Annotated in this window: 30 protein-coding genes and 2 pseudogenes; 9 read left to right on the forward strand and 23 right to left on the reverse strand. The window is 69.8% G+C overall.

Annotated features, from left to right (window positions below):
- Positions 1-18 precede the first annotated feature (18 nt).
- From ACQ86M_RS15570 to ACQ86M_RS15595, 6 genes are all read right to left on the reverse strand, one after another.
- Positions 19-360, reverse strand: a complete 342-nt coding sequence (locus ACQ86M_RS15570) for a flagellar basal body rod protein FlgB (RefSeq protein ID WP_431219528.1) — start codon at positions 358-360, stop codon at positions 19-21.
- Positions 361-792: 432 nt separating this feature from the next.
- Complete coding sequence (locus tag ACQ86M_RS15575) at positions 793-1,122, reverse strand: hypothetical protein (RefSeq protein WP_431246098.1); 330 nt, start codon at positions 1,120-1,122, stop codon at positions 793-795.
- Positions 1,103-1,531 carry a flagellar export chaperone FliS gene (fliS, locus tag ACQ86M_RS15580; RefSeq protein ID WP_431219530.1) on the reverse strand — a complete coding sequence of 143 codons (429 nt, stop codon included), beginning with the start codon at positions 1,529-1,531 and terminating at the stop codon, positions 1,103-1,105. The genes ACQ86M_RS15575 and fliS overlap by 20 nt, the downstream gene beginning before the upstream one ends.
- On the reverse strand, positions 1,531-2,916 hold the full coding sequence (fliD, locus tag ACQ86M_RS15585; protein ID WP_431246099.1) for a flagellar filament capping protein FliD: 1,386 nt from the start codon (positions 2,914-2,916) through the stop codon (positions 1,531-1,533). The genes fliS and fliD overlap by 1 nt, the downstream gene beginning before the upstream one ends.
- 86 nt (positions 2,917-3,002) lie before the next feature.
- Complete coding sequence (locus tag ACQ86M_RS15590; RefSeq protein WP_431246100.1) at positions 3,003-3,839, reverse strand: flagellin; 837 nt, start codon at positions 3,837-3,839, stop codon at positions 3,003-3,005.
- Between the two features lie 95 nt (positions 3,840-3,934).
- The gene (locus ACQ86M_RS15595; RefSeq protein ID WP_431219533.1) at positions 3,935-4,747 is read right to left on the reverse strand and encodes a sigma-70 family RNA polymerase sigma factor; all 813 of its coding nucleotides are present in this window, start codon (positions 4,745-4,747) and stop codon (positions 3,935-3,937) included.
- A 389-nt stretch (positions 4,748-5,136) separates the two neighbouring features.
- On the opposite strand from ACQ86M_RS15595, the gene flgN reads away from it, so the two are divergent.
- The 5 genes and pseudogenes from flgN to ACQ86M_RS15620 all read left to right on the forward strand — a co-directional run bounded on the left by flgN (position 5,137) and on the right by ACQ86M_RS15620 (position 8,322).
- On the forward strand, positions 5,137-5,628 hold the full coding sequence (flgN, locus tag ACQ86M_RS15600; RefSeq protein WP_431247903.1) for a flagellar export chaperone FlgN: 492 nt from the start codon (positions 5,137-5,139) through the stop codon (positions 5,626-5,628).
- A 4-nt stretch (positions 5,629-5,632) separates the two neighbouring features.
- Positions 5,633-6,595 carry a flagellar hook-associated protein FlgK gene (gene flgK, locus ACQ86M_RS15605; RefSeq protein WP_431246101.1) on the forward strand — a complete coding sequence of 321 codons (963 nt, stop codon included), beginning with the start codon at positions 5,633-5,635 and terminating at the stop codon, positions 6,593-6,595.
- A complete protein-coding gene (locus ACQ86M_RS15610) occupies positions 6,535-7,056 on the forward strand; it encodes a flagellar basal body rod C-terminal domain-containing protein (protein WP_431246102.1) in 522 nt (173 codons plus the stop codon). Before flgK ends, ACQ86M_RS15610 begins: the two co-directional genes overlap by 61 nt.
- 2 nt (positions 7,057-7,058) lie before the next feature.
- Entirely contained in the window at positions 7,059-7,943 is an 885-nt protein-coding gene (gene flgL / locus ACQ86M_RS15615; protein ID WP_431246103.1) for a flagellar hook-associated protein FlgL, read from the forward strand.
- Positions 7,940-8,322, forward strand: a pseudogene (locus ACQ86M_RS15620) (flagellar assembly protein FliW). Before flgL ends, ACQ86M_RS15620 begins: the two are co-directional and overlap by 4 nt.
- A 15-nt stretch (positions 8,323-8,337) precedes the next feature.
- Here the strand turns inward: ACQ86M_RS15620 and ACQ86M_RS15625 are convergent.
- Positions 8,338-8,820, reverse strand: a complete 483-nt coding sequence (locus ACQ86M_RS15625; protein WP_431246104.1) for a hypothetical protein — start codon at positions 8,818-8,820, stop codon at positions 8,338-8,340.
- Entirely contained in the window at positions 8,736-9,611 is an 876-nt protein-coding gene (locus ACQ86M_RS15630) for a serine hydrolase domain-containing protein (protein WP_431246105.1), read from the reverse strand. The genes ACQ86M_RS15625 and ACQ86M_RS15630 overlap by 85 nt, the downstream gene beginning before the upstream one ends.
- 160 nt (positions 9,612-9,771) lie before the next feature.
- Between ACQ86M_RS15630 and ACQ86M_RS15635 the strand changes: the two genes are divergently transcribed.
- Together ACQ86M_RS15635 and ACQ86M_RS15640 are read left to right on the forward strand one after the other, a co-directional pair.
- Positions 9,772-10,188, forward strand: a complete 417-nt coding sequence (locus ACQ86M_RS15635; RefSeq protein WP_431246106.1) for a DUF4383 domain-containing protein — start codon at positions 9,772-9,774, stop codon at positions 10,186-10,188.
- 25 nt (positions 10,189-10,213) lie between these two features.
- Positions 10,214-10,759 carry a hypothetical protein gene (locus ACQ86M_RS15640; RefSeq protein WP_431246107.1) on the forward strand — a complete coding sequence of 182 codons (546 nt, stop codon included), beginning with the start codon at positions 10,214-10,216 and terminating at the stop codon, positions 10,757-10,759.
- Between the two features lie 42 nt (positions 10,760-10,801).
- Here ACQ86M_RS15640 and ACQ86M_RS15645 read toward each other — a convergent pair whose 3' ends face one another.
- Both ACQ86M_RS15645 and ACQ86M_RS15650 read right to left on the reverse strand, forming a co-directional pair.
- Positions 10,802-11,155 carry an FHA domain-containing protein gene (locus tag ACQ86M_RS15645; protein WP_431246108.1) on the reverse strand — a complete coding sequence of 118 codons (354 nt, stop codon included), beginning with the start codon at positions 11,153-11,155 and terminating at the stop codon, positions 10,802-10,804.
- Between the two features lie 42 nt (positions 11,156-11,197).
- Positions 11,198-12,508, reverse strand: a complete 1,311-nt coding sequence (locus ACQ86M_RS15650; protein ID WP_431246109.1) for an ATP-dependent DNA helicase — start codon at positions 12,506-12,508, stop codon at positions 11,198-11,200.
- A 93-nt stretch (positions 12,509-12,601) separates the two neighbouring features.
- Here ACQ86M_RS15650 and ACQ86M_RS15655 point away from each other — a divergent pair, with 93 nt between their 5' ends.
- Positions 12,602-13,648, forward strand: coding sequence for a hypothetical protein (locus ACQ86M_RS15655; protein ID WP_431246110.1), 1,047 nt, complete (start codon positions 12,602-12,604; stop codon positions 13,646-13,648).
- A 37-nt stretch (positions 13,649-13,685) separates the two neighbouring features.
- Here ACQ86M_RS15655 and ACQ86M_RS15660 read toward each other — a convergent pair whose 3' ends face one another.
- The 13 genes and pseudogenes from ACQ86M_RS15660 to ACQ86M_RS15720 all read right to left on the reverse strand — a co-directional run bounded on the left by ACQ86M_RS15660 (position 13,686) and on the right by ACQ86M_RS15720 (position 25,399).
- The gene (locus ACQ86M_RS15660; RefSeq protein WP_431247904.1) at positions 13,686-15,602 is read right to left on the reverse strand and encodes a cytochrome c oxidase assembly protein; all 1,917 of its coding nucleotides are present in this window, start codon (positions 15,600-15,602) and stop codon (positions 13,686-13,688) included.
- 218 nt (positions 15,603-15,820) lie between these two features.
- Positions 15,821-16,105 carry an HU family DNA-binding protein gene (locus tag ACQ86M_RS15665; protein WP_090039575.1) on the reverse strand — a complete coding sequence of 95 codons (285 nt, stop codon included), beginning with the start codon at positions 16,103-16,105 and terminating at the stop codon, positions 15,821-15,823.
- A 212-nt stretch (positions 16,106-16,317) separates the two neighbouring features.
- Positions 16,318-16,623, reverse strand: a complete 306-nt coding sequence (gene rpsN, locus ACQ86M_RS15670; RefSeq protein WP_018188986.1) for a 30S ribosomal protein S14 — start codon at positions 16,621-16,623, stop codon at positions 16,318-16,320.
- A 2-nt stretch (positions 16,624-16,625) separates the two neighbouring features.
- On the reverse strand, positions 16,626-16,793 hold the full coding sequence (gene rpmG, locus ACQ86M_RS15675) for a 50S ribosomal protein L33 (protein ID WP_285114818.1): 168 nt from the start codon (positions 16,791-16,793) through the stop codon (positions 16,626-16,628).
- Positions 16,794-16,795: 2 nt separating this feature from the next.
- Positions 16,796-17,032, reverse strand: coding sequence for a 50S ribosomal protein L28 (rpmB, locus tag ACQ86M_RS15680; RefSeq protein WP_018188988.1), 237 nt, complete (start codon positions 17,030-17,032; stop codon positions 16,796-16,798).
- 139 nt (positions 17,033-17,171) lie between these two features.
- On the reverse strand, positions 17,172-17,588 hold the full coding sequence (locus tag ACQ86M_RS15685; RefSeq protein ID WP_431246111.1) for a Fur family transcriptional regulator: 417 nt from the start codon (positions 17,586-17,588) through the stop codon (positions 17,172-17,174).
- 6 nt (positions 17,589-17,594) lie between these two features.
- Positions 17,595-18,482 carry a metal ABC transporter permease gene (locus ACQ86M_RS15690; protein WP_431246112.1) on the reverse strand — a complete coding sequence of 296 codons (888 nt, stop codon included), beginning with the start codon at positions 18,480-18,482 and terminating at the stop codon, positions 17,595-17,597.
- Positions 18,479-19,339 carry a metal ABC transporter ATP-binding protein gene (locus tag ACQ86M_RS15695; protein ID WP_431246113.1) on the reverse strand — a complete coding sequence of 287 codons (861 nt, stop codon included), beginning with the start codon at positions 19,337-19,339 and terminating at the stop codon, positions 18,479-18,481. Before ACQ86M_RS15695 ends, ACQ86M_RS15690 begins: the two co-directional genes overlap by 4 nt.
- Positions 19,336-20,238, reverse strand: a complete 903-nt coding sequence (locus tag ACQ86M_RS15700) for a metal ABC transporter solute-binding protein, Zn/Mn family (RefSeq protein ID WP_431246114.1) — start codon at positions 20,236-20,238, stop codon at positions 19,336-19,338. The genes ACQ86M_RS15695 and ACQ86M_RS15700 overlap by 4 nt, the downstream gene beginning before the upstream one ends.
- A 98-nt stretch (positions 20,239-20,336) precedes the next feature.
- A pseudogene (locus tag ACQ86M_RS15705) lies at positions 20,337-21,742 on the reverse strand (dihydrolipoamide acetyltransferase family protein).
- Between the two features lie 42 nt (positions 21,743-21,784).
- The gene (locus tag ACQ86M_RS15710) at positions 21,785-22,744 is read right to left on the reverse strand and encodes an alpha-ketoacid dehydrogenase subunit beta (RefSeq protein ID WP_431247905.1); all 960 of its coding nucleotides are present in this window, start codon (positions 22,742-22,744) and stop codon (positions 21,785-21,787) included.
- A gap of 401 nt (positions 22,745-23,145) precedes the next feature.
- Positions 23,146-24,285, reverse strand: a complete 1,140-nt coding sequence (gene pdhA / locus ACQ86M_RS15715; protein WP_431246115.1) for a pyruvate dehydrogenase (acetyl-transferring) E1 component subunit alpha — start codon at positions 24,283-24,285, stop codon at positions 23,146-23,148.
- Positions 24,286-24,289: 4 nt separating this feature from the next.
- Positions 24,290-25,399: a pyridoxal phosphate-dependent aminotransferase gene (locus ACQ86M_RS15720; RefSeq protein ID WP_431246116.1), complete on the reverse strand. Its 1,110-nt coding sequence runs from the start codon at positions 25,397-25,399 to the stop codon at positions 24,290-24,292.
- A 102-nt stretch (positions 25,400-25,501) separates the two neighbouring features.
- Between ACQ86M_RS15720 and ACQ86M_RS15725 the strand changes: the two genes are divergently transcribed.
- Complete coding sequence (locus ACQ86M_RS15725; RefSeq protein WP_431219551.1) at positions 25,502-25,888, forward strand: phage holin family protein; 387 nt, start codon at positions 25,502-25,504, stop codon at positions 25,886-25,888.
- The last annotated feature ends 69 nt before the right edge of the window (positions 25,889-25,957 follow it).

Consider the following 25,957-nt stretch of genomic DNA (forward strand, 5'->3'; position numbering starts at 1 on the left):
TGAGGTCGAATCCGGGATTCAGGTGGTCTTGAGGGCGGCGCGGATGGCGGAGAACTGGTTGCCCGCGGCCTGCGAGGCGAACTGGAAGCGCAGCACCGTGTCGACGTTCGAGAGCGTCTCGGTGTCGAGGTTCACGTTGTTGCCGTCGAGCCGCGTCGGCTCCAGCGAACGCGCCATGGTCGCGGTGGTGTGCCCGTCGTGGGCGGCGACGGAGGCGGCGAGAGCGTCTTCGAACGTCACGCGCTCGGCGGTGTAGCCCGGCGTGTTGACGTTGGCGATGTTGTTGGCGATGGCGCGTTGGCGCGCGGCGAGGCCGTCGAGGGCGCTCGCGAGGGCGGCGCTGGTCACGGATTCGAGCACAGCTGCACTCCAGGGTCGTGGGGCGGCCCATCCGTGGCCAGTCGATGAGCGATCCGTGCTCGTACAGAGCTATCGGCCGCCTCTCCCCCGCCGTTAGATACCGCGTTCGGGGGACATTCGCTGCGCGATTCCCACACCGTCATCCACAGCTTGTACCCCGGTGTGAATTACAACCATGTGTTTTCGAAGAAACGTTCGAATGCGCGTGAGACAGCGGAAAACTCCAGGTCAGGGGCATCTTTGGTTTTCTGAGAATCTGAGAAACCGCACATCCCGCGCGTGTCCTCCACACCCGCAATGCATTCATCCACGAGTTCTCAACAGAGTTATCCACAGGTGGACAACCCATAAGGCAGCGGACGCGGCAGAGTCGCCGCTGCGCTGTCGCAGGCGTCGCCGCGCCGGGGTACAGCGAGGGGCCTCGCCAGGGGGTCAGCCGATCAGATCGAAGTAGACCGGATGCGGCCCGGCCTCCGAGCGGGGGACCGCCCGCACCGCCGCCAGGTGCCTCGCGGTCGTCTGTCTGACGTCCTCCAGGTACCGCGCCGTGTGCAATTGCGCCTCGAGCAGGCGCGCCGCGCGCTCCTGCAACTCGGGCGGGATCGGACCCAACCCGATGGGCGGACGCCACGGCACGGGGTCCACCTGCGCGAGCGCTCCATGCAGCTCGCTCTCCATGCGGTCGAGGGCGTCGGACCAGCCGAGAACGCCCTCGTGCAGCGGTTCGTCCTCGCGGACGGCGTCAGGCGACTCCGAGGTCACGATCCGCCTCGCCGGTCGTCGCTGCCGGGAGCAGGCGGGCCGCCTCGTGCCAGGTCTGCCGCAGCGGCTCGGCCAGCTCGATCGCCTCGCGCACCTTGCCGGCGTCGCGCTCGATCATCCCGCCGACGATGAGGTCGGCGAGGTACCCGTACAGCTGCAGGAGACCGTCGGCGCCGTCCCACAGGTCCACCCGGAGCGACCCGGCGAGCTCGGCCACGATCTGGTCGGCGTGGCGCAGGTTCTCCCACGCGGTCGGCCACTCCGTCGCCTGAAGTGCGGCCTCGCCGCGGGTCAGGTCGAGCAGCAGCCGGTCGTACAGCATGGTCAGCAGCCGGGCGGGGCTCGCCGAGAGGACGCTGTCGCGGTTGTACGCGGAGAGCTTGGCGGCAGCGGAGGTGAGGACGTTCATCAGGCGCTCGCAGTCGGGAGGGAGGAGAGCTGGCCGGTCAGCCAGGAGGACTGGGACTGGAGCTGCTGCAGCTGCACCTCGAGGTTCGCGTACGTCTTCTCGAGGGTGGACCGCCGGTCGGTGAGCCGCGTGTCCCAGTCGGTGATCTGGTCGTTGAGGTCTTTGACGGTCGACTGCTCGCCCTTGATCCGCAGAGAGAGGGAGCCCGTGTAGGTGTCGCTGGCGGCCGTGGAGGCGTCGGCGACCCGCTGCGCGATGGTGGTGAGCGCCGCTTTCACCGTGACCGGGTCGGCCGCCATGGCCGCGCCGAACACCTTGTCGTCGAAGGCCACCGTGCCGTCGCGCTGGATGCTGATGCCGTACGTGGACGGCGACACTCCGTTGACCGGCGCGCTGATCGCATCCACCAGCTTCTGGTTGACGTCGCGCGTGGTCGAGTCGCCGGTGAACGGGCCGCCGGTGACGACCGTCCCGCCTGCCGCGTCGGTGGTGGTGGCGACCGCCTGCTTCGACGCGATCAGGGTGAAGATGTCGTTCACGCTCGAGACGAGCGAGCTCGCGGCGGCGGTCAGGCTCTTGTCGTCGCGCGCGACGGTCAGCGTGACCGGGGTGGCGGAGGCGGCGGTCACCGTCACGGCGACGCCCGGGAGGACGTCCGAGAACGTGTTGGTGGAGCTGGTGACGGTCTGTGCGGCGCCGGTCCCTGCCCACAGGGTGAGCTGCGCATCCTGAGCGGCCCGCACCTGCGCGGCGCCCGGATCGGAGAGGAGGTTCGTGGCGGTGCCCGCGGTGACGTCGGCCGTCGTGCCGCGGTAGGCGGTGAAGGCGCCGGCCGTGCCGGTCTTGGTGGAGCTCAGCTGCAGACGGTAGAGCTGCTGCCCGGTGGCCGGATCGAGCCCGGCGGCGACCTGGGTGGCGCTGACGCCGACACCCGCCTGGTTGATCGCGGCGGCGACATCGGCGAGCGAGGAGCTGCCGGCCGTCACCTGCTTCATGGTCCCGTCGGACGCGACGAAGGTCAGCGTCGGGGGCTGGTCGGGCCACTGGGTGAGCGGGCCGGTCACCGTGACCTGCGACTGGGCCAGCGTGTCCACGGTGAAGTCGATGGTGCCGTCCACGGCTCCGGTGCCCGCGGTCGCGGTGACGGCGGTGGAGCTGGAGGTGGCGGTGTGGAGGTCGGTGCCCGCCGGCTTCGCGAGCTTCGCGGCCGAGTCGGCCAGCGCGGCGACCTTCGTGTTGAGGGCCTGCATCGCGGTGATGTAGGTGGTGGAGTCGGCGACCTTGCTCTTCAGCAGGGTCTGCGGAATCGCCTCCGCCTGCATGAGGCTGTTGATCAGACTGGTGGTCTGCAGGCCGCTGATCAGCCCGTCGACGGCCATGCCCATGGGCCGGTCTCCCTCCTACGACGATGGTGCGGGTGGTTCGGCGGCCGGAGCGCGCTTTGGGGTCTGCGCTCCGGCCGCCGGGCCTATCAGCGGAGCAGCTGCAGCACGCCCTGGTTGGACTGGTTCGCCTGAGCGAGCATCGCCGTGCCGGCCTGCGACAGGATGTTGGAGCGCGTGTACTTCACCATCTCCTCCGCCATGTCGGTGTCGGTGATGCGGCTGGACGCGGCCGACAGGTTCTCCTTGGAGACGTTGAGGCTGCGAACGGCCGACTCGAAGCGGTTCTGCGAGGCGCCGAGCTCCGAACGGGCGGTGGAGATCGCGGTGATCGCGGTGTCGATCGCCGTGATGGTCGTGTTCGCCGTCGCGTTGCTGGTGACGTCGAAGCCGGTCGCGCCGGTCGCGCCGGACAGCGTGCCGACCGAGGTCGCCACGTCGGCCAGGTTGACCGCGATGGTGTCGTTGGCGGTCGAGCCGGCGCCCACCTGGAAGTTCAGCGAGCCGCCCTTGAGCAGGTCGATCCCGTTGAAGTTGGTGCCCTGCGTGATGCGGTCGAGCTCCTTGCCCAGCTCGTCGGCCTCCGTCTTGATCGCCGAGCGCGAGGTCGCGTTGTTCGAGTCGTTGCCGCCCTGCACCGCGAGGTCGCGCATGCGCTGCAGGATGGAGTGGACCTCGGTGAGCGAACCTTCAGCGGTCTGCACGACGCTGATGCCGTCCTGAGCGTTGCGGGCGGCCACGGTGAGACCGCCGACCTGCGACTTCAGGCCCTCCGAGATGGCGAGACCCGCCGCGTCGTCCGCCGCACGGTTGATGCGGAGGCCGCTGGACAGCTTCTCGAGCGACTTCGACAGCTCGCCCTGCGTGTTGTTCAGGTTGCGGTAGGCGTTGTTCGCCGCGATGTTGGTGTTGATCTGCATACCCATGATGTTTCCTCCATGACTGGGTGGTGGTTCGCGGCCCTTCCGTGGTCCGCATCAGCCTCTATCGGCTGTCGTTGCCGTCCCGTTAGCGGTGCGTCTCAGGACGCCCGCACCGAGCTCGGCGACGTGGGGGAGAGGCGGGAGACCCCGGCGACCGCATGCTGGGCGAGACGCGCCAGATAGGCGCTGCGCCGGGCCTGCGAGGTCTTCGCCTCGATCACGACGGGGTCTCCCTCGTCGGCGTAGTGGGTCGCCATCCCCTCGCGCATGAGGCGCACGGCCTCGGAGCGCTGCTGGGAGACGGCGGAGTGCGTGATGCCGAGCTCTTCCGCGATCTCGGTCACGGTGCGGTCGTCGAAGTAGATGGCCTCGACGATGGACCGCATCCGGTCGGGGAGTGCGGCGACGGCCGCGCGCACGTAGGCGGTCTGCTCGTCGGCCAGCAGGGACTCCTCCGGGCCGATCGTGCCGGAGACCAGCAGGGGCTCGATGGTCTCGTCGAGCGCGCTGACCGTCCGCGAGGCGTCTGCCAGGCCGGCCGCGGCGGTCTCGCGGTCGACGCCGAGGGCGTTCGCGATCTCGTCGACGCTCGGCGCACGGCCGAGGGATGCGGTCAGGCTCTCCTGCACGGCCAGCGTCTGCTTGATGCGCTTGCGGGCGCCGCGGGTGGCCCAGTCGGAGGCGCGCAGCTCGTCGGCGAGCGCGCCCACGATCCGGGTGCGGGCGTAGGCGCCGAACGGGACGCCGGTGCCGGCGTCGAAGGCGTCCGCGGCCTGCACGAGGGCCACGGCCCCGGCGGACGCGAGATCGTCGCGGGACAGGTGCGTGGCGCGCGAGCACAGGTCGGAGACCAGGTAGCCGACGAGCGGCAGGTTCTCGACGACGAGCGCGTTGCGTTCGTTCCGGTTCACGCTGGGCGACCCCTCTTCATCGGACGGATACGTTGCGACGACCTCTTTCGGGGAGGCGTCTCTCAAGTACTCGGGCGGTGCGGTGGACGCTCGGGCTTAGTCGGGTGCCGAGCGCGGTGCTAGGGGTCTTTCGTTGTTCACGGTAACAATCCCCGACCACCGGGATGGCGCCCTCACTGCCCCCATTACGGGGCAGCACCTACCCCCAGTACGGGGAATACTGACAGGGCGCAATGAAGCGGTAAGTCGCATCCCGGATCCGCGCCATCGCGCGCCTAACATCGGGCGCAAGCGTGCCGATGGTCTGTATCGGCGGGGCAGCATCCGCCGCCCTTCAGACCCGAGGAGACCAGGTGCGCACATCGACCCACGAGGAAGTTGGTAGCGACATGGCCGCGAGCGAGCTGTCGGCACAGCTGTGGAAGGAACGCGAGCTCCTCGAGCTCCTGCTGTTCAAGCTCGAAGAGGAGCAGCTGCTGCTGATCGCCGGCAAGTCCCGCTGGATCTCGCACGCCACCCGCGAGGTCGAGCAGGTGATCGAGCGGATGCGCGCGGTCGGCCTGGCGCGCACGGTCGAGGTCGCCTCCCTCGCGGAGGAGTGGGGCATCGGTCAGGATGCGACCCTGCGGGAGCTGGCGACCGCGGCCCCCGACGGCATCTGGTCTGACATCTTCGGGTCCCATCTCGCCGCCATGACGGAGCTGACGGCGCAGATCGCCGAGGTGCGCGACACGAACGAGCGTCTGCTGCGCGAGGCCGCGCGCTCGACGCAGGAAACGCTGAGCTCTCTCTCGGGCGGCGCAGACGAGCCGGGCGTCTACGGCGCGAGCGGCACGGGCAGCCTGGGCGACACGGCACGCTTCTTCGACACGGAGGCCTGACCGGATGAGCACCTTCAGCGGGCTGAACACCGCCTACTCGGGCCTGGTCGCCGCCAAGGCCGGCCTGGACGTGGTGGGCCAGAACCTCGTGAACGCCAACACCCAGGGGTACACCCGGCAGCGCGTGAGCACGTCCGGTGTGCCCGCCCTCAACTCCACCGGATTGTTCAGCGGCGGCGTGCGCCCGGGCCAAGGGGTCAGCGTCGACGGCATCCAGCGCCTCGACGACGCCGCCATGGACGCCCGCGTGCGCACGACCACCGCGCTCTCCGGCTACACGAACACCCGCGCCGGCGCCCTGTCGACGCTGGAGTCGTCGCTCAACGAACCGGGCACGAACGGCCTCTCGGCGCAGCTGCAGAAGTTCTGGTCGGCCTGGGGCGACGTCGCCAATCAGGCGGGGGAGCAGGCACCGGCCGGCGTGCTGCTCGGTCAGGCCGGCAGCCTGGTCACCCAGCTGCAGACCGGCTACCGGGCCGTCGACGACCAGTGGACGGCGCTGCGCGGCTCGGTCGACGGCATGGTCTCCGACCTGAACACCGCGGCGACAGAGGTCGCCGACCTGAACGGCCGCATCCGCACCGCGCTCGCCTCCGGGCAGTCGGCGAACGAGCTGATGGACCGCCGTGACCTGCTCACCACCTCCATCGCCAAGCTGGCCGGGGGAGTGGTGCGACCGCACGACGACGGGACGGTGGATGTGCTGGTCGGCGGCAATGCGCTGGTCAGCGGCACCATGGCCAACGCCGTCACGGCGGCCGGAGCATCCCGCCTGGCCGATGCCGCCGGCGACCCTCCGCGGCTCGAATGGGCGTACCGGCCGGGAGCCGCGATCGCCATGGAGGGCGGCTCGATCGCCGGAGCGCTCTCATCGCTCGCTCCCGCCGACGCTAACGGCACGGGGGAGTGCTGGCCGAGGCGGCCGCCGGCTACAACGCGTTCGCGGTCACACTCGCCCAGCGGGTGAACGCCGTGCACCAGACCGGCACGACGCCCACCGGCGCGACCGGTCTCGACTTCTTCGCCATCGACCCGGCCAAGCCCGCCGCTCTCGGCCTCTCCGTCGTCCCGACCGGCGTCGGCCAGATCGCCACCGGCACTCCCGGCGCCGGTGGGGCGGACGGCAGCGTCGCCGACGCCATCAGCCGGCTCGGGACCGGCGCCGACGCGGTCGACAAGCAGTGGTCCGCCTTCGTCGTGCGCGTCGGCGTCGCCAGCAAGACGGAGCAGCAGCAGTCCGATCTGGCCGACCTGGCCACCAGCTCCGCGACGAACGCCCAGCTCGCGGGCGCCTCCGTCGACCTGGACGAGGAGAACATGAACATGCTGTCCTTCCAGCACGCCTACCAGGGCGCCGCGCGCGTGATGACCGCCGTGGACGAGGCCCTCGATGTGCTCATCAACCACACCGGACTCGTCGGGAGGTAGCCGTGATCAGCAGAGTGACGAACGCGACCCAGACCCTCAACGCCCAGCGCAACCTGCAGCTGAGCCTGCAGCGCCAGGCGCAGCTGTACGACCAGGCGACCAGTCGCCGGCTGCTCAACAAGCCGTCGGACGACCCGACCGCCACGGCGAGCGCCCTCGGCGTGCGATCCGACCAGGCGGCGACGTCGCAGTACCAGCGCAACGTGGGCAACGGCGACGCGTGGCTGACGACGGCCGACTCGGCGCTGACCAGCGTCGAGAGCCTCATGCACCGCGTCCGCGACCTCACCGTGCAGGGCTCCAACTACGGCGCGATGTCGCCCGAGGCGAAGCAGTCGATCGCGACCGAGCTCGACGGGCTGAAGCAGAGCCTGCTCTCGCTGGCGAACACGACCTACCTCGGTCGCACCGTTTTTGCGGGAAACTCCGACGCCGGCGTCGCCTTCCAGCCCGACTACTCGTTCACCGGTACCGCGGGAAGTACAGTGGAGCGCAGGATCGGCCCGGACACCACGGTGCGGGTGGATGCGGATGGAGCGGCGGCGTTCGGCACCGGCGCGTCGTCGGTGTTCGCGCTGATCGACGACATTGCGAACGACCTCCGCACCGGTGTGAGCACGACCCCGCGCCTGGCGCAGATCGACGACAGGATGAAGGCCATCGTGGGAGAGCACGCGGAGGTCGGCGGCCGCCAGACCCGCATCGACAAGGCGAAGGATGCGCTCGCCGTCGGCGCCAACAGCCTGGAGGGCCAGCGGGCGTCGCTGGAGGACGTGGATCTGAGCAAGGTGATCCTGGACCTGAAGACGCAGGACGTGAACTACCAGACCGCGATCGCGGTCACCGCCCGTGTGCTCCAGCCGACCCTGATGGACTTCCTCCGATGACCGCTGTCTGCTTCCTCACGCCCCCTCCCGGCCTCGAGCCCCTGGACGACTTCTCGCTGGAGCCGGTCGCCGGCGCCGACGGGCTCTTCACGCTCGCCTCGATCGAGCGTCCGGAGATCCGCCTCTTCACCATCGACGCCTCCCGCCACCTGCCGGGCTACTCGCCCGAGCTGCCCGACGACCGCGCCATCGAGCTCGGCATCGCGGTGGCGGAGGACGCGCTGCTGCTGGTCGTCGTGACCCCTCCCGCGAGGGCAGCACCGTCAACCTGCTGGCGCCGGTCGTGGTCAACCGCGCGACGGGGTCCGCCCTCCAGCTGGTGCTGGAGGACGACGCGTTCCCGGTGCGCGCCGAACTGGCGGCGCTGGCCGGAGCGTAGGCTCTCGGCGCCCGCTCAGCCGGCCTTCTTGGCCGGGCACGGGGACGCCTTCTTCATCGCGTCGACCGTCTGCTGCTCCGACCAGGGGAGCGAGGCGACCGTCTTCGCCCCCTTCTGCTTCGCGGGCACCTTGGAGGCGATGGAGGCGAGCCGCTGCGCCAGCGACTGGGCGAATCCCGCGCCGGGCGTCGAGTTGTTGAGGGCGACGACCACGGTCAGCCCCGACGAAGGGTCGGAGAAGACCGCGGAGAGGTAGCCGGGCACCGCACCGCTGCTGCCGCGCAGCGGGCCGAGCAGCTGCACGCCGAGGCCGTAGCGCTGCCACGACTCGCCGTTGACCACCGCGTCGGCCTGCGCCGTGCGCGACTTCTCGCTCAGCAGGCTGCCGCTCGCCAGCGCCTGTCCGAACGCCTTCAGGTCGGGGAGGTTCGAGACGACTCCCCCGAGGTCCAGCCCTGCGAGGGCGACATGCGGCTCACGTCGCGCATGGGCTCGCACACCACCGCGCCCGCCGCATCCAGACCGACCGAGTAACCGGCGGGATGCCGGCCCGGCACCGTGAACTGGCCGCTGCCCGGGAGCACGCTCGCGCTCATCCCGAGCTTGTCGAACACGTACTGCTTGTAGAGCTCGGGCCAGCTGCGGTTCGTCGCGTTCTCCAGCGCCATGCCGACGAGCACGGCGTTGGTGGCGGAGCGGCCGTACTTCTCGCCCGGCGTGCCGTACCGCTCCATCGCGATGCCGTCGCTGGCCAGCTCGAGCGGCGGCCACTGACGGGTCGGGTTCATGATGAACTTCGGGTTCAGGGCACCGATGTAGTCGTTGATCCCGGAGGTGTTCTGGCAGAGCTCGCGCATGGTGACGCCGTCGACCCCGACGAGGCCGGGGATCCACTTGGTGAGCGGGTCGTCCAGCCCGACGCGGCCCTCGTCCACGAGCTCGAGCAGCACCGTGCAGGTCATCGGGGTGGTGTTCTGCCCGATCCGGAAGGTCATGTCCTCCGACACCGGGGTCGACCCGCCGCGGGTCGTCGTGCCCTGCGCGGTGGTCCAGCTGCCCGCCCAGGGGGCCCAGACGCCGGCGAACCCGGCGGACGCGTCGGTCAGCGTCATCGCGTCGGTGATGGCGGTCGACAGGCGCTTCTCGACGTCCTTCGGGAAGCCGCCCGGCTGCTGCGACGGCAGGTCCGCGCTGCCCGCCGATGAGGTGCAGCCGGCCAGGATGAGCGCTACGAGCCCGGCCGTCGCGGTGAGCGCGATCCGCCCGAACTTCGTGTCTCGTCGCGTCACTTGTACCCCCGGCGGTCGGCCCTGCGTGTCCAGCGATTGTAACGTGCGGCAGAAAGGCGACCGCCGCATAAGGGGCTATGGCGGCAATCCGATCGGGACGACGCTTCGAATGGGAAGTGAGGCGCGCGACCGTGCGCCGTCCTACGGAAGGAACGACACAATGCGCAACTCACCGAATCGCCTGGTGGCCACCATCTTCGGTGCGGTCTACCTGCTGGTCGGGCTCCTCGGCTTCGCCGTCACCGGCGGTGTCGGCTTCATCGCCACCAAGGGCGGGCTGCTGCTCGGCATCTTCGAGGTGAACCCGCTGCACAACATCGCGCACCTCCTGATCGGCGCCGCCCTGCTCATCGCCGGTCTGACCCGCGTGGCCGCCGCCAAGGCCGTCAACATCACCGTCGGCGCCGTGTACCTGCTGCTCGGCATCATCGGCTTCTTCCTCGTGGGCACCGCCGCCAACATCCTGGCGCTGAACACCCCGGACCACTTCCTGCACCTGGTGAGCGCGATCGTCCTCCTCGGTGTCGGCCTCGGCGCCGACCGCGGGACCCGCGCCACGGCCGCAACGGTCCGCTGAGCTGGCCACGGCTCCTATGAGCAGGATGACGGGAACGCTGCGGGTCGCCCCCGCCGCCTCGGCCCCTAAAGCCGTCGCGGTGGGCCCGGCGACCCGCGCGTTCCTCGCCGTGGCCGCGCTGGGAGCCGGGCTGCTTCATGCGGCCCTGGCTCCCAGCGCACCTCCAGCCCTGCTCGCCGGCTTCCTGCTGATCGCTCTCGCCGAGCTGGGCTGGGCGGCGGCCACCCTGGCCCGCGACCACCCACCGGCGTTCCGGCTCGTGCCCGCCGTGGCCCTTGTGCCCGTGGGGCTCTGGGCCGCGCTGGCCGTCGTCGGCGCGACCGCCTCCGGCGGGACGGTCCTCGCCCTTCCGCTGGTGCCGATGGGTGCGGCCTCCCTTCTGGATGTCGCCGTCGCCGCGACCACGGCGGTGGTGATCCGCCGGGCGCGACCGCTACCGGGCCGGGATGCGCCGCTCCGCTTCGTGGTCGCGCTCCTGCTCAGCGCCTGCGCGGTGTGCGCGGTCACCATCCCGGCGCTCGGGCTCACCGACGCCGGCGTCGCCGCGGTGACGGTGCACCACCACCACTGACCGTCCGCGGCCGGTCAGGACTGTCAGCGGCGGGTCAGCCCGTCAGCGGCGGGTGAGGGCGAACGACACGCTGCCGAGCCGGACGATCGAGCCGGGGTCGACCTCGTGCCGGGTCTTCGGATCGCACGCGAAGGTCCCCTCGCCCGGGTAGGTGATCGTGGTGCCGTTCGCGGACCCGAGGTCCATCACCCAGAAGACGCCGTCGTACTGACCGAACGCGAGGTGCGCGCGCGAGACGGACTTCGCGTCGTCCTCCACTGTGACGAGCTCGACGTGGCCCGGGTCGTCCATCTCCGTGCCGGGTGTGTGCACTGCCGGGTTCCGCCCGATCACGCCGTTGCCGCTGGTCTCCAGCCGCTGCCCGTCGCTGAAGTCCAGTACGAAGGTCACCGCCACGTCCGTCCCCTCTCCGTCATGCCGCTCACCGCGCCGCCCCGCTCATCGCGCCGCCTGCGCGACCGGCATGGTGACCGGGCGCGCATCCCGCATGAACCGCTCCACGTCCGGGTCCACCGTGATATCGCTCGGGCGCAGCGGCCGGGTCAGATAGAGCCCTTCGAGCGTCGTGATGCGGCTGAGCGCCACGTACGTCTGCCCGGATGTGAATGCCCGCGTTCCCAGGTCGACGATCGCCGCGTCGTACGTCTTGCCCTGCGACTTGTGGATGGTGACGGCCCACGCCAGCCGCAGTGGGAACTGCGTGAACTCGGCCACCACGTCCTTCGTGAGCTTCTTCGTCTCGGGGGACCAGTTGTAGCGGAACTTCTCCCAGATCGCCGGCTCGACCTCGTGCACCTCGCCGTCGACCTCCACGTACACAGTGGAGTCGATCTTCGTGACCGTGCCGATCGTGCCGTTCACCCAGCGCGGACCGTCGCCCTGGCCGACGTCGTTGCGCAGGAACATGACCTGCGCGCCCACCTTCAGCTCCAGGGTCTCGTCGGCGGGGAAGTTGCGGCCGCCGAAGTCGCCGCTCACTTCCGCCTTCGCCGTCAGGGCCCGGCCCGGCAGCCGCTCGAGCGCCTGGGCGTTGATGCGGTTGACGGTGTCGTTCCGCGTCGCGAGGGTGATCGTGCCGTCATCCGGCGCCGGACGGGCGCCCACCTCGTTGAGCCGGTCGGCGATCTCCTTCGTCACCTGGCCGTGCCGCACCGCGTTGAGCATGAACCGGAAGTCGGACTCGTGCTGCCGGTGCACCTGCAGCAGCTCGACGATGCGCAGGTCGGCCTCCTGCCAGACCTTGGCGTCGAAGAACCACATCGAGCGGTAGGTGTCGGCGAAGTACGCCCGCTCCTCCCGGTCGCCCGGCACGGGCGCCAGCTGGTAGGGGTCGCCGAAGAGCACGACCTGCACGCCGCCGAACGGCTCGCCCGCGCGCTGCCGGGCCTGGCGCAGGCTGCGATCGACCGCATCCATCAGGTCGGCGTTGACCATGGAGACCTCGTCGATCACGAGCGTGTCGATGCTGTTGAGCAGCTTGCGCAGCTCGGCGCTCTGCTCGATGTCGTGGTCGGCGATGACCCCGATCGGCAGCCGGAACAGCGAGTGGATGGTCTGCCCGCCGACATTGAGCGCCGCGACCCCCGTCGGGGCCGAGATCACGAGCGACTTGTCGGTGTTCCACGACAGGTGGTTGAGCAGCGTGGACTTGCCGGTTCCGGCGCGACCCGTGACGAACACGTGCTCGCGGGTGTTCTCGATGAGGTCGAACACCGCCTGCTGCTCGGCGGAGAGGGAAAGACGGCCCATGACCTCCCCTTCCGTCTCGCCCGGCTTGCCGGACTACTCTAACCCGCGCAAAGCGCGCCCGAACGGTTATCCACAGGACCCTAGGATGGCCTCATGGCTGTGGGGGACTCGCACGCGCTCAGGCGTGCCGTCCTGCTCTGGTCGGGGATCGGAGTGCTGCTCGTCGCAGCCCTGATCTCGGCGTTTGGGGCCGTGCAGCGGGCGTACTACAGCCCGAGCGGGTTCGTGGAGGCGTTCGCCGGAGCCATCGCGGCGCACCGCCTCTCCGACGCCCTCGCCATGCCGGGGGCCGACCCGAGCCGGCCGGAGCTCGAGGCCGCCAAGCTGCCGCCGGGAGCCTCGCGGGAGCTGCTGCGGTCGGACGTCCTGCCCGCCATCCGGAACGTGTCCGTCGTTTCGGATATGACCGGACGCGACGGCGTGCACTCGGTCGTGGTCCGGGCGACGGCGGACGGCAGCCCCGTCTCGGCGCGCTTCCGCGTGCGGCAGACCGGATCCGTGCTCGGCGTCCTGTCCACCTGGGGCTTCGCGTCCACGCCGCTCGGCGTCGCGCGCATCACGGTCGCGCACGCGGACGACTTCACCGTGGGCCGGCACACCGTCAGCCCACGCGCCGCCTCACCGGACCAGCCGGCCGCCGCCTTCAGCGTCTCGGCAGACTACCTGGCGGCGCCGCTGGCGCCGCTCGAGCTGTCGCACGCCTCCCGCTACGTGCGAGCGGCGCCGGTCAGCGCGTCCGTCACCCCGGGAACGGTGACCGAGACCGTCGTGGATGCGCAGCCGACCCGCGACTTCACGGTCGCCGTGCAGAGGCAGGTCGACGGATTCCTCGATCGCTGCGCCGAACAGAAGGTGCTGCAACCGGCCGGCTGCCCCTTCGGTGTCGAGATCGACGACCGGGTGCAGGGCGAGCCGAGCTGGTCGATGGTCACCTACCCGAACGTCCGGCTGCGCGCCGGCGACGACGGCTGGGTGACGGATGCGATGGTCGGGGTCGCGCACATCGACGTGACCGTCCAGTCGCTCTTCGACGGCACGGTCAGCGCGCGGAGCGACAACGAGCCGTTCTCGATGCGCCTCAGCAACGTCACCGTCCGCCCGGACGGCTCCCTCTCGATCGTCGTCGCGCAGGGCCCGTAGCCCCTCCGCCCTGGGTCGACGAACCGACCGTCATCGGTCAGCGGACGGCGCGGTCGCGGTCGCGGTCCGCCATCCGGGCCAGCCGCTCGTTGTACGCCTGCAGCTCGGCGTCGCCGGTGCGGTCGGCGTTGCGGTCGCGCCGTTTCGTCTCACGCTCGTCGCTGCGGCTCCACTGGATCGCGACGACGATCGCCAGGATGACTGTCGGGATCTCGCCGATGCTCCACGCGATCCCGCCGGCGGCCTGCTGGTCGACCAGGGGCGAGTCGCCCCACGTTCGGCCCATCGCGCCGAACCAGTCGGCGAGCATGAGCCCGCGCATCTGCATGATCGACAGCCCGAAGAAGGCATGGAAGGCCATGGTGAGCAGCAGGAGCAGCAGCCGGAACGGGTAGGCGAGCCGGTACTTGACCGGGTCGATCCCGATCAGCGACTGCACGAAGAGGTACCCCGTGATGAGGAAGTGCACGATCATCCACTCGTGCCCGATGTGGTCGGTGGTCGCCCAGCGGAAGATCGGCGTGTAGTAGAACACCCACAGCGAGCCGGCGAAGAGGATGGCCGCGACGATCGGGTTCGAGACGATCGCGGCGAAGCGCGAGTGCACCCCGAGCAGCATCCACTCGCGGCCGCCCCGGGAGCCGTCGTGCCGCTTCCGGATCGCCCGGGCGGCCAGCGTGACCGGAGCGCCCGGGACGAGCAGCAGGGGAACGCCCATCGTCAGCACCATGTGGGCCGACATGTGAGCGGAGAAGAGGTACTTCTCGTAGACGTTCACCCCGCCGTTGGTGATGTAGAAGAGCAGGACGATGCCCAGCGTCCACAGCACCGTGCGGTAGATCGGCCACGCGTCACCGCGGCGGCGGAGGCGCCAGACGGCCGCGTAGTAGAAGAACAGGGCGAAGGCGCACGCGAGCACCCACAGCAGGTCGAAGTTCCAGGAGGTGAACAGGCGATCCCAGTTCAGCGGCGCGGGCAGCTTCTCGCCGGTCAGGATCTCAGCGGGCGTCGGCGTCGCCGCCCGCGTCTGCGGGACCGGCGTGACCGTGCGGGCGAGCGCCGCAGCGACGCCGGACGCGATGCCCATGAACGCCAGCTCGGCCACGACGATCCACCAGAAGGTGCGGGGTTCGCCGGAGGTCTTGAGCCGGCCGATCAGGTAGCGGCGCTGCGTCAGTCCGAAGAGACCGAGCACGACCAGCGCCGCCACCTTGACGAGCACCAGGATGCCGTAGGGCGTCGCCAGCTCGGCGAGCGTGCCGACGCGCAGCTCGGCGTTCACGTAGCCGGATGCCGCCACCACGATGAAGCAGACCAGCGCCACGGTGGAGTAGCGCTCGAGCACGGTGACGAGGCGGCCCTTGCCGAAGGTCTGCTTCACGACGATCAGGGTGACCAGGCCACCCAGCCAGATCGCGGCGAAGAGGACGTGCAACCCGAACGACGTCACCGCCGCATCGTGCCCGGCGGCCTCGGCGCTGTGGCCCTGTTGCGCCATCGGCACGACGGTCGCCATGGCCAGCACCGCGACGAAGGCCACCGCGGTCTGATTGCGCACAGCGAAGCAGAGCACCGTGACCGCGGCGGCGATCAGGGTGATGCCGAGCCACGCCTGTCCCAGCGAGACGCTCGTGATGAAAGAGCTGAGCCCGTTGCTGAACGTGGCATCGAACGACCACGGGACGTTGGAGACGCTCACGAACGTGAACAGACCGGTCGCCGCCGCCGCGACGGTCATCACGCCGGCACTGCCCGCCGCGAAGTCGAGGGCCTTGCCGTACTCGTCTTTGTCGGGGGAGAACGCGAAGCACGCGAGCACCAGCGCGCCGACCGTTCCGGCCAGGCTCAGGTTGACCAGAAGGGTGGCGGCGGGCAGACCCCAGCGCACGAGAGCACCCGGATCCGCGAGCAGCGGGGCCGCAGCGCCGCCGCCGAAGGCGAGGGCGCCGACCATGGCCGCCACCGCTGCGAGCAGCAACGCGGCGGGGCCGATCACGCGGAGGATTCGAGGCACCTGTCCAGCCTACGTCCACGCCCCTGGGCGGCCGCCCACAGCGGGAAGGCCGTGGAGAACCGCCCCTGCGCGCCGCCTGTGGACGACTCCGGCCTCGACAACACAGCGAGGGCGGCGCCGCAGATCGCGGCGCCGCCCTCGGGCAAAGCGTGAGAAGACTACTTGACGGCAGCCTTGAGCTTCGAGCCCGCGGTCAGCTTGACGCGGTGGCCGGCCGGGATGGAGATCTCGGCGCCGGTCTGCGGGTTGCGGCCCGTACGAGCAGCGGTCTCGCTGCGCTCAGCGGCGAGCCAGCCCGGGATGGTGACCTTGCCGCCCTTGGCGACGGTCTCGCTGATGGTGCTGAAGAACGCGTCGACGACGCTCGAGACGGTGGCCTGGCTCTGACCCGACGCCGCAGCGACGGCGGCAACGAGCTCGGTCTTGTTCAGGTTGTCAGCCATTGAGTGTCCTCCTCGGACCTTGTGCTGGATCTACAGCTATTGGTGGAACGGTTGAGGCCACGCTGGGCCATTACGTTTGGTCGGTCGACCGCCTCGAATGTATCAGAATCCCGCGAAAACTCGCGGATTTCCGGGCCTTTTCGACTCCTGACACGCCGAAAAGGGCGCCCGGCTGATGCCGGACGCCCCTTCAGGAACACGATCGAGCGGACTTACCAGCTCGACTTGGTGATGCCGGGCAGCTCGCCTCGGTGCGCCATGTCGCGGAAGCGGACACGCGAGATACCGAACTTGCTGAGGTTTCCGCGGGGACGGCCGTCGACGGCGTCGCGGTTGCGCACGCGGATCGGGGAGGCGTCACGGGGAAGCTTCTGCAGGCCGAGGCGCGCGGCCTCGCGGGACTCGTCGGAGCCGTTCGGGTCGACGAGGGCCTTCTTCAGCTCGGCGCGCTTGGCGGCGTAGCGCTCGACGATGACCTTCCGCTGCTCGTTCTTGGCGATCTTTGACTTCTTGGCCATGTTTAGCGCTCCTCTCGGAAGTCGACGTGCTTGCGCACTACGGGGTCGTACTTCTTGAGCACGAGGCGGTCGGGGTTGTTGCGACGGTTCTTCTTGGTCACGTAGGTGTAACCGGTGCCCGCCGTCGAACGGAGCTTGATGATCGGACGGATGTCCTGCTGCTTCGCCATGCTTAGATCTTCTCCCCACGGGCCAGGAGGTCCTTCACCACGGACTCGATGCCACGGGCGTCGATGACCTTGATGCCCTTGGCGCTCAGCGTCAGGGTGACGTTACGACGAAGAGACGGAACGTAGTACGTCTTCTTCTGGATGTTCGGGTCGAACCGGCGCTTCGTGCGACGGTGCGAGTGCGAGATGTTGTGACCGAAGCCGGGAACGGCTCCAGTCACCTGGCACACTGCTGCCATTGCTTTCTTCTCCAATACCGTGGCGCCATACGGCACCACCCAAGGTCACTTGTCGGCGCACGACTTCCCATTCGTTGAGGTCTGGGGTTTCGTACACGGCTAACGGAGTGGGAGGAGCCCACTCAGCCAAACAACCATGCTACGGCATGGATGCGGGACCGACCAAATCAGCCTTGGCTGTGCAGGCAGCGCACAAACCGAAGACGTCGACGACGTGCTGCGCCTGAGTGAAGCCGTGCGCCGCGGCGGCCTGGCGCGCCCACTGCTCCACCGCATCCGCCTCGATCTCCACCGTCAGCCCGCAGTTGCGGCAGATCAGGTGGTGATGGTGGCCGGTGGTGCACGCCCGGTAGAGGCTCTCGCCCTCCGGCGACTGCAGCGAGTCCGCATCCCCTTCGGCCGCCAGGTCGGCGAGAGCGCGGTAGACCGTGGCCAGCCCGATCGGCGACCCGGCCTCGTGGAGGCTGAGGTGCAGGCCCTGCGCGCTGATGAACCCCTCTGTCGAGGTCAGAGCCTCGCGGACGGCCTCCCGCTGCCAGGTGTTGCGCTTCACCATCCCAGGCTAGCCCGCCTGGCTCACGAGCGGCCGTGAGGAGGTCACAGGGCGGCGTCGCGTGCGGCGCCCTCCGACGATGCGGCACACCACGTAGATGAGGAACGAGATGGTGGTCACGTACGGGCTGATCGGCAGAGCGCTCCCGAGCGCGAGGAGGATGCCGCCGACGACCGAGACGAGGGCGAAGACGACGCTGATCACGGGCACACCGATGGGCGACGACGAGATGCGCATCGCCGCGGCGGCGGGCGTCACCAGCAGCGACAGCACGAGCAGCGCACCCACGATCTGCACCGAGACGGCGACCGCCAGCCCCAGGAGCACCATGAAGGCCAGGGCGACGAAGCGGGTCGGGATGCCGCGCGCGGCGGCGACGTCCGCATCCAGGCTGTCGAAGGTCAGCGGGCGCCACATGAGCAGCAGGGCGACCAGCACGACGGCGCCGATGACCAGCAGCGACCCGAGCTGCGGGTCGTCGACCGAGACGATCTGGCCGGTCAGCAACCCGAACTTGTTGGCGCTGCGCCCGGGATACAACGCGAGCGCCAGGATGCCGAGCCCCAGTCCGAAGGGCATCAGCACGGCGATGATCGAGTTGCGATCGCGCGCCCGGGAGCCGAGCAGGCCGATCAGGACGGCGGCCACCAGCGACCCGACGAGCGAACCGGCGACCACGTTCACGCCGAACAGCAGCGCGATGGCGGCGCCGGCGAACGACAGCTCGCTGATGCCGTGCACCGCGAAGGCCATGTCGCGCTGCATGACGAAGACGCCGATCAGGCCGCCGACGATGCCGAGCACCGCTCCCGCGAAGATCGAGTTCTTGACGAGCAGCAGCAGCTCGCCGTAGTCGGTGAAGTCGAACAGCTGCGACCAGAGGTCCAGGTGCATCATGCGGCGGGCTCCGGGTGTTCCTCGCGGGTGTGCGCGTGGTGGTCGTGGGTCTCGGCGTCGGGGATGCCCACGACGACGATGCGTCCGCGGCTGCGGATGACGTCCACCGGCGTGCCGTAGAGGTCCGTCAGCACGTCGCTGCGGAGCACGTCGTCCGGCGCGCCCGTGCGGAAGCGGCCGCCGGCCAGGTACAGGACGCGGTCCACCATCCCGAGCACCGGGTTCACGTCGTGCGTGACGAAGACCACGGCGCTGTCGTGCTCCCGCCGGCGGCGGTCTATCAGCTCGCTCACGCCGCGCTGGTGCTGCAGGTCGAGCGACAGGAGCGGCTCGTCGCAGAGCAGCAGGGCCGGATCGCCGGCCAGCGACTGCGCGACGCGCAGCCGCTGCTGCTCCCCGCCGGAGAGCGAACCGACGGGCGCGTCGGCGTAGCGCCGCGCCCCGACGGCGTCGATGAGGCTATCGACCTGCTCGCGGTCGGATCGCCGCGGGAGCGGCAGGCCCCAGCGGTGGCCGTTCACGCCGAGGGCGACGAGGTCGCGCGCCCGCATCGGGGTTCCGGCCGGGATCAGTTTCTGCTGCGGGATGTAGCCGATCCTCCGGTCGCCGCGGCGCACGGCGTGGCCCTCGAACGAGATCTCTCCCGAGTCGAGCTGCTGCTGACCGAGGATCGTACGGAGGAGGCTCGTCTTGCCTGACCCGTTCGGGCCCAGGACGGCCACGAACTCGCCGGCGTGCACATCCAGGTCGAGACCGCTCCACAGTGTGCGGTCGCCGAAGCCGAGCGACGCGTCGCGGAGGCGGAGCACGATGTCGCGCTCCGCGGGCGGCGTCACGAATTCCAGGGGTTCGCTCATTTCGCCAGTGCCGCCCCGACCGCGTCCACGTTGGCGCGCATCCACTCGATGTAGCTCTTGCCGGCGGGCAGGGTCTCGGTGACCGGGACCACGGGGATGCCGTTGCTCTTGGCGGCGGCGAGCACGCGTTCGGTCTCGGCGCCGGTGGTCTGCTCGTTGTAGGCGAGCAGCTTCACCCGGTGCTCGCTGAACAGGGCGAGCGTGTCCTTCAGCACGACGGGGGAGACGTCGTTCTCCTCCTCGATCGCCGCGCTGAACTTCTCCGGCGTCCTGTTCACCAGCCCGACCGCATCCAGGAGGTAGAGCGGCACCGGCTCGGTGATCGCGACGCCGTCGCCGGCGTACTGCGCCTTGAGTCGGGCCGCGCTCTGCTGGAGCGTGGTGAGCTTCTGCGTGAAGGCGGCGGCGTTCTTCTCGAAGACCGTCTTCTGCGACGGGTCCGCCTTCGCGAGCGCAGCGCTCAGGGCCGACGCCAGCTTTGCGACGGTCGGGAAGTCGTACCAGACGTGCTCGTTGAACTCGCCCCCGACGGGCTTCTTGCCCGAGAGCTGCACGACGTCCAGCACGGTCGCATCGTTCTTCGAGCCCTTCACCAGGGTGTGCATGAAGTCGTCGTAGCCGCCACCGTTCTCGATGACGACGTCGGCCTTCGAGACGGCGAGTTGATTCTGGGCGCTGGCCTCGAACGAGTGCGGATCCTGCGCCGGGTCGTCCATCAGCGAGGTCACGTGCACGGCGCCGCCTCCGATCGTCCGGGCGATGCCCCCGTACACGTTGGTGCTGGCGACGACGCGGAGGGTGCCGTCGCCGGAACCGGCGGAGGAGGTGGAGCATCCGGCGAGCGCCAGCGCCGTCGCAGCGGCGAGCGCCAGGGTGGAGACGATGGTGCGCGTCTTCATGGGAGAGCCTGTCTAAGTCGCGTGCGCGACGGAAAGGGGAGCGCCTGCGGTCGCGGGCACCGGCTCAGATTACGGCTTATTGAAAATGATTGTCAAATTCAATCCAGCAGTAGCGCCGGCTCCTCGATGATCGATGCCACATCCGCGAGGAAGCGCGAGGCCACGTCGCCGTCCACCACCCGGTGGTCGAAGGATGCGCCGAGCGTCGTGACGAAGCGCGGACGCACTTCGCCGTCCACCACCCACGGCTTCTGCTTGATCGTGCCGAGCGCGACGATGCCCACCTCGCCCGGGTTCAGGATCGGCGTGCCCGTGTCCATCCCGAAGACGCCGATGTTCGTGATGGTGATGGTGCCGCCGTTCATGTCGGCCGGGGAGTCTTGCCGTCGCGAGCCGTCAGCGTCAGCTGTTCCAGCGCCTTCGCGAGCTCGAGCAGGGTCATGCCCTGCGCCTCCTTGATGTTCGGCACGATCAGGCCGCGCGGCGTCGCGGCGGCGATGCCGAGGTTCACGTAGTGGCGGACGATGATCTCCTCGTCCGTCCACGTCGAGTTCACGGTCGGGTTGCGACGGACCGCCCAGATCATCGCCTTCGCCATGATGAGCAGCGGCGACACCTTGACACCCGCGAAGTCGGCGGAGTTCTTCAGGCGCTTGACGAACTCCATGGTGCGGGTCGCATCCACGTCGACGAACAGGCTGACGTGCGGGGCGCTGAACGCGCTCGATGTCATCGCGCTGGCGATCGCCTTGCGCACGCCCTTCACCGGGATGCGGTCCTCGCGGTCGTTCGGCCACTCGGGCGTCTGGATGTTGCGGAAGACGGTCGCCTGCGTCGCCTCGCGGAGCACGTCGTCGCGCGTGATGTCGCCGATCGGGCCGGTCGGGGTGACCAGGGTGAGGTCGACCCCGAGGTCTTTGGCGAGCTTGCGGATCGGGGGCTTGGCGACGACCGGACCGCGCGTCACCGGAGAGGATGCGCGAGCGGACTGCGCGGCGGGCGACGCCTGCGGCGCGGCCGCAGCGGGCGCAGGCGCAGCGGGAGCGGAAGGCTGCGCGATGCTGCCCGAGAACGAGATGGGGATGGACGCGGTGCCCGGGTGCGAGACGCGACGGCGGCGGCTCGAGCCGTGGCCCGCGGCCCCGTAGCCGACGAGCACGGCTCCCGCTTTGGGCTCCTCCTCGTGCGAGACGGAGGCCGCCGCGTCCGCCGCGACCTCCTCGGCGGGCTCGGGCTCAGGCGCGGGCTCCGCGGCCGCCGACACACCGGCCGTGACCGTGAAGATGGGCGTGCCGACCTCGACCGTCTGGCCCTCGGTGACCAGCAGCTCGCCGACGGTCCCCTCGAACGGCGACGGCAGCTCGACGAGCGACTTGGCCGTCTCGATCTCGACGATGACCTGGTTGACCGCGACCTGCTCGCCGGGGGCGACCTTCCAGGCGACGATCTCCGCCTCGGTCAGGCCCTCGCCCACGTCGGGCAGCAGGAACTGGGACTCGCTCATGTGCGACTTCTCTCTGTCAGGGGGCGCCTACGCGGGAGGCGATCAGTACGCCAGTGCCCGGTCGACGGCTTCGAGGATGCGGTCGGCGTCGGGGAGGTAGAGCTCTTCGAGCTTGGCCGGCGGGAAGGGGACGTCGAAGCCGGTCACCCGGAGCACCGGCGCCTCCAGCGAGTAGAACGCCTTCTCGGCGATCGTCGCCGCGACTTCGGAGCCCACCGACACGTTCCCCGGCGCCTCCTGCGCGATGATCAGCCGGCCGGTCTTCTGGACGGACGAGACGACGGGACCGTAGTCGACCGGCGAGAGCGAGCGGAGGTCGATGACCTCGAGGCTCCGCCCCTCCTCGGCCGCGAGCTCGGCCGCGCGCAGGGCGACGCTGACCATCCCCGCCCAGGCGACGATCGTCGCGTCGGTTCCGGTGCGGACGACGCGACTCGCGTGCAGCGGCGTCGGGTTCTCGAGCACGTCGACCTCGCCCTTGGGCCAGTAGCGGCTCATCGGCTCGAAGAACACGACGGGGTCGTCGGAGCGGATCGCCTTCTGGATCATCCAGTAGGCGTCGTGCGGGGTCGACGGGGCGACGACGCGCAGGCCCGGGGTGTGCGCGAAGTACGCCTCCGGCGACTCCTGGTGGTGCTCGACCGCGCCGATGTGACCGCCGTGGGGAATGCGGATGACGACCGGGAAGGGCATGCGGCCGTTGTGCCGGTTCGTCATCTTGGCGAGCTGTGTCGTGATCTGGTCGAAGCCCGGGAAGACGAACCCGTTGAACTGGATTTCGACGACCGGCCGGTAGCCGCGCATGGCGAGGCCGATCGCCGTGCCTATGATGCCGGCTTCCGCCAGCGGGGTGTCGATCACGCGCTGGGGGCCGAACTGCTTCTGCAGCCCTTCGGTCACGCGGAACACACCGCCCAGGGGACCGATGTCCTCACCCAGCAGCAGCACCTTCGGGTCGTCGGCGAGTGCGCGCCGCAGACCGGCGTTGAGCGCCTTGACCATCGGGAGCGACTGGATGCGCGGCTCGGGCACCGTCTCGACGGCCGGCGCGCTCTCGGGGGCGACCTCCGCGCGGTCCGCGGCGGCAGCATCCACGCCGACCTCGGCAGACGCCTGCGCGTCGGCTGCGGCCGGCTCAGCGGGCTGTGCGGCCTGCGCCGCATATGCCGGCTCGTCTTCGATCACGAATTCGCGCGTCCACTCCTGCTCGGCCACGTGCTCCTCGAGCACGCGCGAGCCGGGGTCGCTCTCGACGATCTCGACCACGTCGATCGCCTGGGTGTCGAGCAGCCCGCTCTGCGCCTCCGCGTCGTCGCCGCCGACCACGTCGCCCGGCTCACCCTCCATCAATTCGGCCTCCACGTACTCGGCGTCGCTTCTGACGTCGTCGCTTCTCACGTCGCTCATGCGTCACCTCCGAACGATGCCTCGTACTGCTCCAGCCAGCGCCGCTGCTCTTCCGTCACAGGATGGGGCTCACTGTAGACGTGCTCGAACATGGAGGAGGCGGGTGGCGGTGCGAGCTCCAACGTGCGTCGGCGGATGTCGGCGGCGAGGTCCGCCGCCTCCTCGTCCGCGCTGTCGAAGAACGCCTGGCCCACGCCTTGCTGCTCGAGGAAGACGCGGAAGCGGACGATCGGATCGCGCTCGGCCCAGTACGCCACCTCCTCGTCGGTGCGGTACTTGCTCGGGTCGTCGCTGGAGGTGTGCGCGCCCATGCGGTACGTCAGCGCCTCGATCATGCTGGGGCCCTCGCCGCTGCGCGCGTCGTCGAGGTGCTTCGCCGTCACCGCGTAGGACGCGAGGACGTCGTTGCCGTCGATCTGCACGCCCGGGATGCCGAATCCACTCGACCGCAGATACAGAGGAGTGCGCGACTGCGTGCTGACCGGGACCGAGATAGCCCAGTGGTTGTTCTGCAGGAAGAAGACCTGCGGGGTCTGGTAGCTCGCGGCGAAGACGTACGCCTCGCTGACGTCGCCCTGGCTGGTTGCGCCGTCGCCGAAGTAGACGATGGAGGCCTCGTCGACCTCCGGGTCGCCCGTGCCGACCTTGCCGTCGAACTTCATGCCCATCGCGTAGCCGGTGGCGTGCAGCGTCTGCGAGCCGATGACGAGCGTGTAGAGGTGGAAGTTGTTGACCGCCGGGTCGATCGGGTCCCAGCCGCCGTGGGTGGTTCCACGAAGCAGCCCGATGATCCCGATCGGGTCGATGCCGCGGATCATGCCGACCGCGTGCTCGCGGTACGACGGGAACAGGTGGTCCTGGGGCTTGGCGGCCCGGGCGGAGCCCACCTGGGCCCCCTCCTGGCCCTGACTGGGAACCCACAGGCCCAGCTGGCCCTGCCGCTGCAGGTTCGCCGCCTCATGGTCGAGCGCTCGCACGCGGACCATGTCGCGGTAGAAGCGGCGGTAGTCGTTCTCGTCGAGGCGCTCCAGGTAGGGGAGGTACTCGGCCGACGTCTCGCTCGGCTGGAAACGTCCGTCAGCCGTGAGCAGCTGGACGGTGTTCGCCGGGCGCGGATTCTCGTTCGTCGCAACCACCTGTCTAACCTAACCTCTTGCCGGGGTGCCCATTTGGTAGGTTCTGCACAATATCCCCGGCGACCTGCAGGAGTTTGTCGACAGACTCCTCCTCGCCGACACTGATGCGGATGCCCTCCGGAGGGAAGGCGCGGACGGTCAGCCCGGCGTCGAAGAACGCGTCGTTCACCTCGGCGGTCTGCTCGGCGGTGGCGAGCCACACGAAGTTGCCCTGCGCCTCCGGAACGGCCCAGCCCTGCGCCAGAAGAGCGTCGCGCAGCCGGTCGCGCAGCATGGCGATGCGGGCGACGCGCTCCATCAGCTCGTCCTCCGCATCGATCGAGGCGAGCGCCGCGACCCGCGACGCGTCGGTCACCGAGAGCGGGATGGCCGCCGAGCGAGCCGCGTCCAGCACGGCCGCCGGCCCGACGGCGTACCCGATCCGCAGCGCGGCGAGACCGTACGCCTTCGAGAACGTGCGCAGCACCACCAGGTTGGGGTAGCGCGAGAGCAACGGGATGCCGTCCACCGCGTCGTCGTCGGTGACGAACTCGTAATAGGCCTCGTCGAGCAGCACCAGCAGATCGCCGGGGACGCGTGCCATGAAGGCTTCGAAGTCGGCGGCGGTCACGATGGTGCCGGTGGGGTTGTTCGGCGTGCACACGATCACGACACGGGTGCGCTCCGTGATGGCGGCGGCCATCGCATCCAGGTCGTGGCTGCCGTCCGCCCGGTTGGGGACCTGCACGCTCGCCGCGCCCGTCATGGTCACGAGCCCCGGGTAGGCCTCGAAGGAGCGCCACGGGTAGACCACCTCGTCGCCGGCTCCCGCCGCCGCGGCGATGAACTGCGACAGCAGCGCGACGGATCCGCTACCCAGGTGCACCTCGTCGATGCTGACCCCGTGCCGCTCCGCCAGCCGCGCGCGCAGGTCGGCGCCGCCGGCGTTCGGGTAGCGGTTGAGCTCGCCCAGGGTCGCCGCCACCGCCTGAACGACGGACGGCAGCGGGGGATACGGGTTCTCGTTGCTCGACAGCTTGTACCCGTCCGCCGGCGCCGGCCGCCCCTGCTTGTAGGCGGGGACCGCGACGATCTCAGGGCGCAGCTTGACGCTGAGCGTGTCTTCCGAACTCACAGACCCAACTTAGCCGCGCCCGCATACCGCACGGGGAATTACCTGGATCTGTGGAGAGCGGCACCCCTGTCCATCGATTGTGAGCACTGACAGGATGTGACCATGCGATTCCTGCTCAGGCTGCTCATCAACGCCATCGCCCTCTGGCTCACGACGCTGATCGTCAGCGGGGTGACCGTGAAGCCGTACGCCCCCGGCGCGACGGCGGCGGTGCTCACCTACCTGCTGATCGCGCTGATCTTCGGCGTCGTCAACGCGATCATCGGCACGGTCGTCCGCATCATCGCCATCCCGCTCTACATCATCACGCTCGGGCTGATCTCGCTCGTCGTGAACGCCTTCCTCCTCTTCATCGTGTCGTGGATCAGCGACGCGATGGGGTTCGGGCTCCACATCGACGGGTTCTGGTCCGGCGTCCTCGGCGCTCTGGTGCTCGGGATCGTCGCGTGGCTGCTCGGCCTGATCTTCCGGCCCGCCCGGCGCGACTGAGCGCGGTCCGCGCCGCGCACGCGCGTGCGGGAGAATGGTGGGGAACCCGCCGCCCGATCCCGCGAGGAG

Origin of the sequence: Leifsonia xyli subsp. cynodontis (genome assembly GCF_050632205.1) — a bacterium.
GTDB classification, from domain to species: domain Bacteria; phylum Actinomycetota; class Actinomycetes; order Actinomycetales; family Microbacteriaceae; genus Leifsonia; species Leifsonia xyli_D.

Excerpts from the sequence above, each read along its gene's own strand:
- fliS (WP_431219530.1), bottom strand. The coding sequence starts at position 1,531 with ATGAACGTCCTCACCTCCGCTGCCGCCAAGCTCTCCGCGTACAACCGC.
- fliD (WP_431246099.1), bottom strand. The coding sequence starts at position 2,916 with ATGGGCATGGCCGTCGACGGGCTGATCAGCGGCCTGCAGACCACCAGT.
- ACQ86M_RS15590 (WP_431246100.1), bottom strand. The coding sequence starts at position 3,839 with ATGGGTATGCAGATCAACACCAACATCGCGGCGAACAACGCCTACCGC.
- flgN (WP_431247903.1), top strand. The coding sequence starts at position 5,137 with ATGGCCGCGAGCGAGCTGTCGGCACAGCTGTGGAAGGAACGCGAGCTC.
- flgK (WP_431246101.1), top strand. The coding sequence starts at position 5,633 with ATGAGCACCTTCAGCGGGCTGAACACCGCCTACTCGGGCCTGGTCGCC.
- ACQ86M_RS15635 (WP_431246106.1), top strand. The coding sequence starts at position 9,772 with ATGCGCAACTCACCGAATCGCCTGGTGGCCACCATCTTCGGTGCGGTC.
- ACQ86M_RS15640 (WP_431246107.1), top strand. The coding sequence starts at position 10,214 with ATGACGGGAACGCTGCGGGTCGCCCCCGCCGCCTCGGCCCCTAAAGCC.
- ACQ86M_RS15650 (WP_431246109.1), bottom strand. The coding sequence starts at position 12,508 with ATGGGCCGTCTTTCCCTCTCCGCCGAGCAGCAGGCGGTGTTCGACCTC.
- ACQ86M_RS15655 (WP_431246110.1), top strand. The coding sequence starts at position 12,602 with ATGGCTGTGGGGGACTCGCACGCGCTCAGGCGTGCCGTCCTGCTCTGG.
- ACQ86M_RS15660 (WP_431247904.1), bottom strand. The coding sequence starts at position 15,602 with ATGGTCGGCGCCCTCGCCTTCGGCGGCGGCGCTGCGGCCCCGCTGCTC.
- ACQ86M_RS15665 (WP_090039575.1), bottom strand. The coding sequence starts at position 16,105 with ATGGCTGACAACCTGAACAAGACCGAGCTCGTTGCCGCCGTCGCTGCG.
- rpsN (WP_018188986.1), bottom strand. The coding sequence starts at position 16,623 with ATGGCCAAGAAGTCAAAGATCGCCAAGAACGAGCAGCGGAAGGTCATC.
- rpmG (WP_285114818.1), bottom strand. The coding sequence starts at position 16,793 with ATGGCGAAGCAGCAGGACATCCGTCCGATCATCAAGCTCCGTTCGACG.
- rpmB (WP_018188988.1), bottom strand. The coding sequence starts at position 17,032 with ATGGCAGCAGTGTGCCAGGTGACTGGAGCCGTTCCCGGCTTCGGTCAC.
- ACQ86M_RS15685 (WP_431246111.1), bottom strand. The coding sequence starts at position 17,588 with ATGGTGAAGCGCAACACCTGGCAGCGGGAGGCCGTCCGCGAGGCTCTG.
- ACQ86M_RS15690 (WP_431246112.1), bottom strand. The coding sequence starts at position 18,482 with ATGATGCACCTGGACCTCTGGTCGCAGCTGTTCGACTTCACCGACTAC.
- ACQ86M_RS15695 (WP_431246113.1), bottom strand. The coding sequence starts at position 19,339 with ATGAGCGAACCCCTGGAATTCGTGACGCCGCCCGCGGAGCGCGACATC.
- ACQ86M_RS15700 (WP_431246114.1), bottom strand. The coding sequence starts at position 20,238 with ATGAAGACGCGCACCATCGTCTCCACCCTGGCGCTCGCCGCTGCGACG.
- ACQ86M_RS15710 (WP_431247905.1), bottom strand. The coding sequence starts at position 22,744 with ATGGTCAAGGCGCTCAACGCCGGTCTGCGGCGCGCACTCGCCGACGAC.
- ACQ86M_RS15725 (WP_431219551.1), top strand. The coding sequence starts at position 25,502 with ATGCGATTCCTGCTCAGGCTGCTCATCAACGCCATCGCCCTCTGGCTC.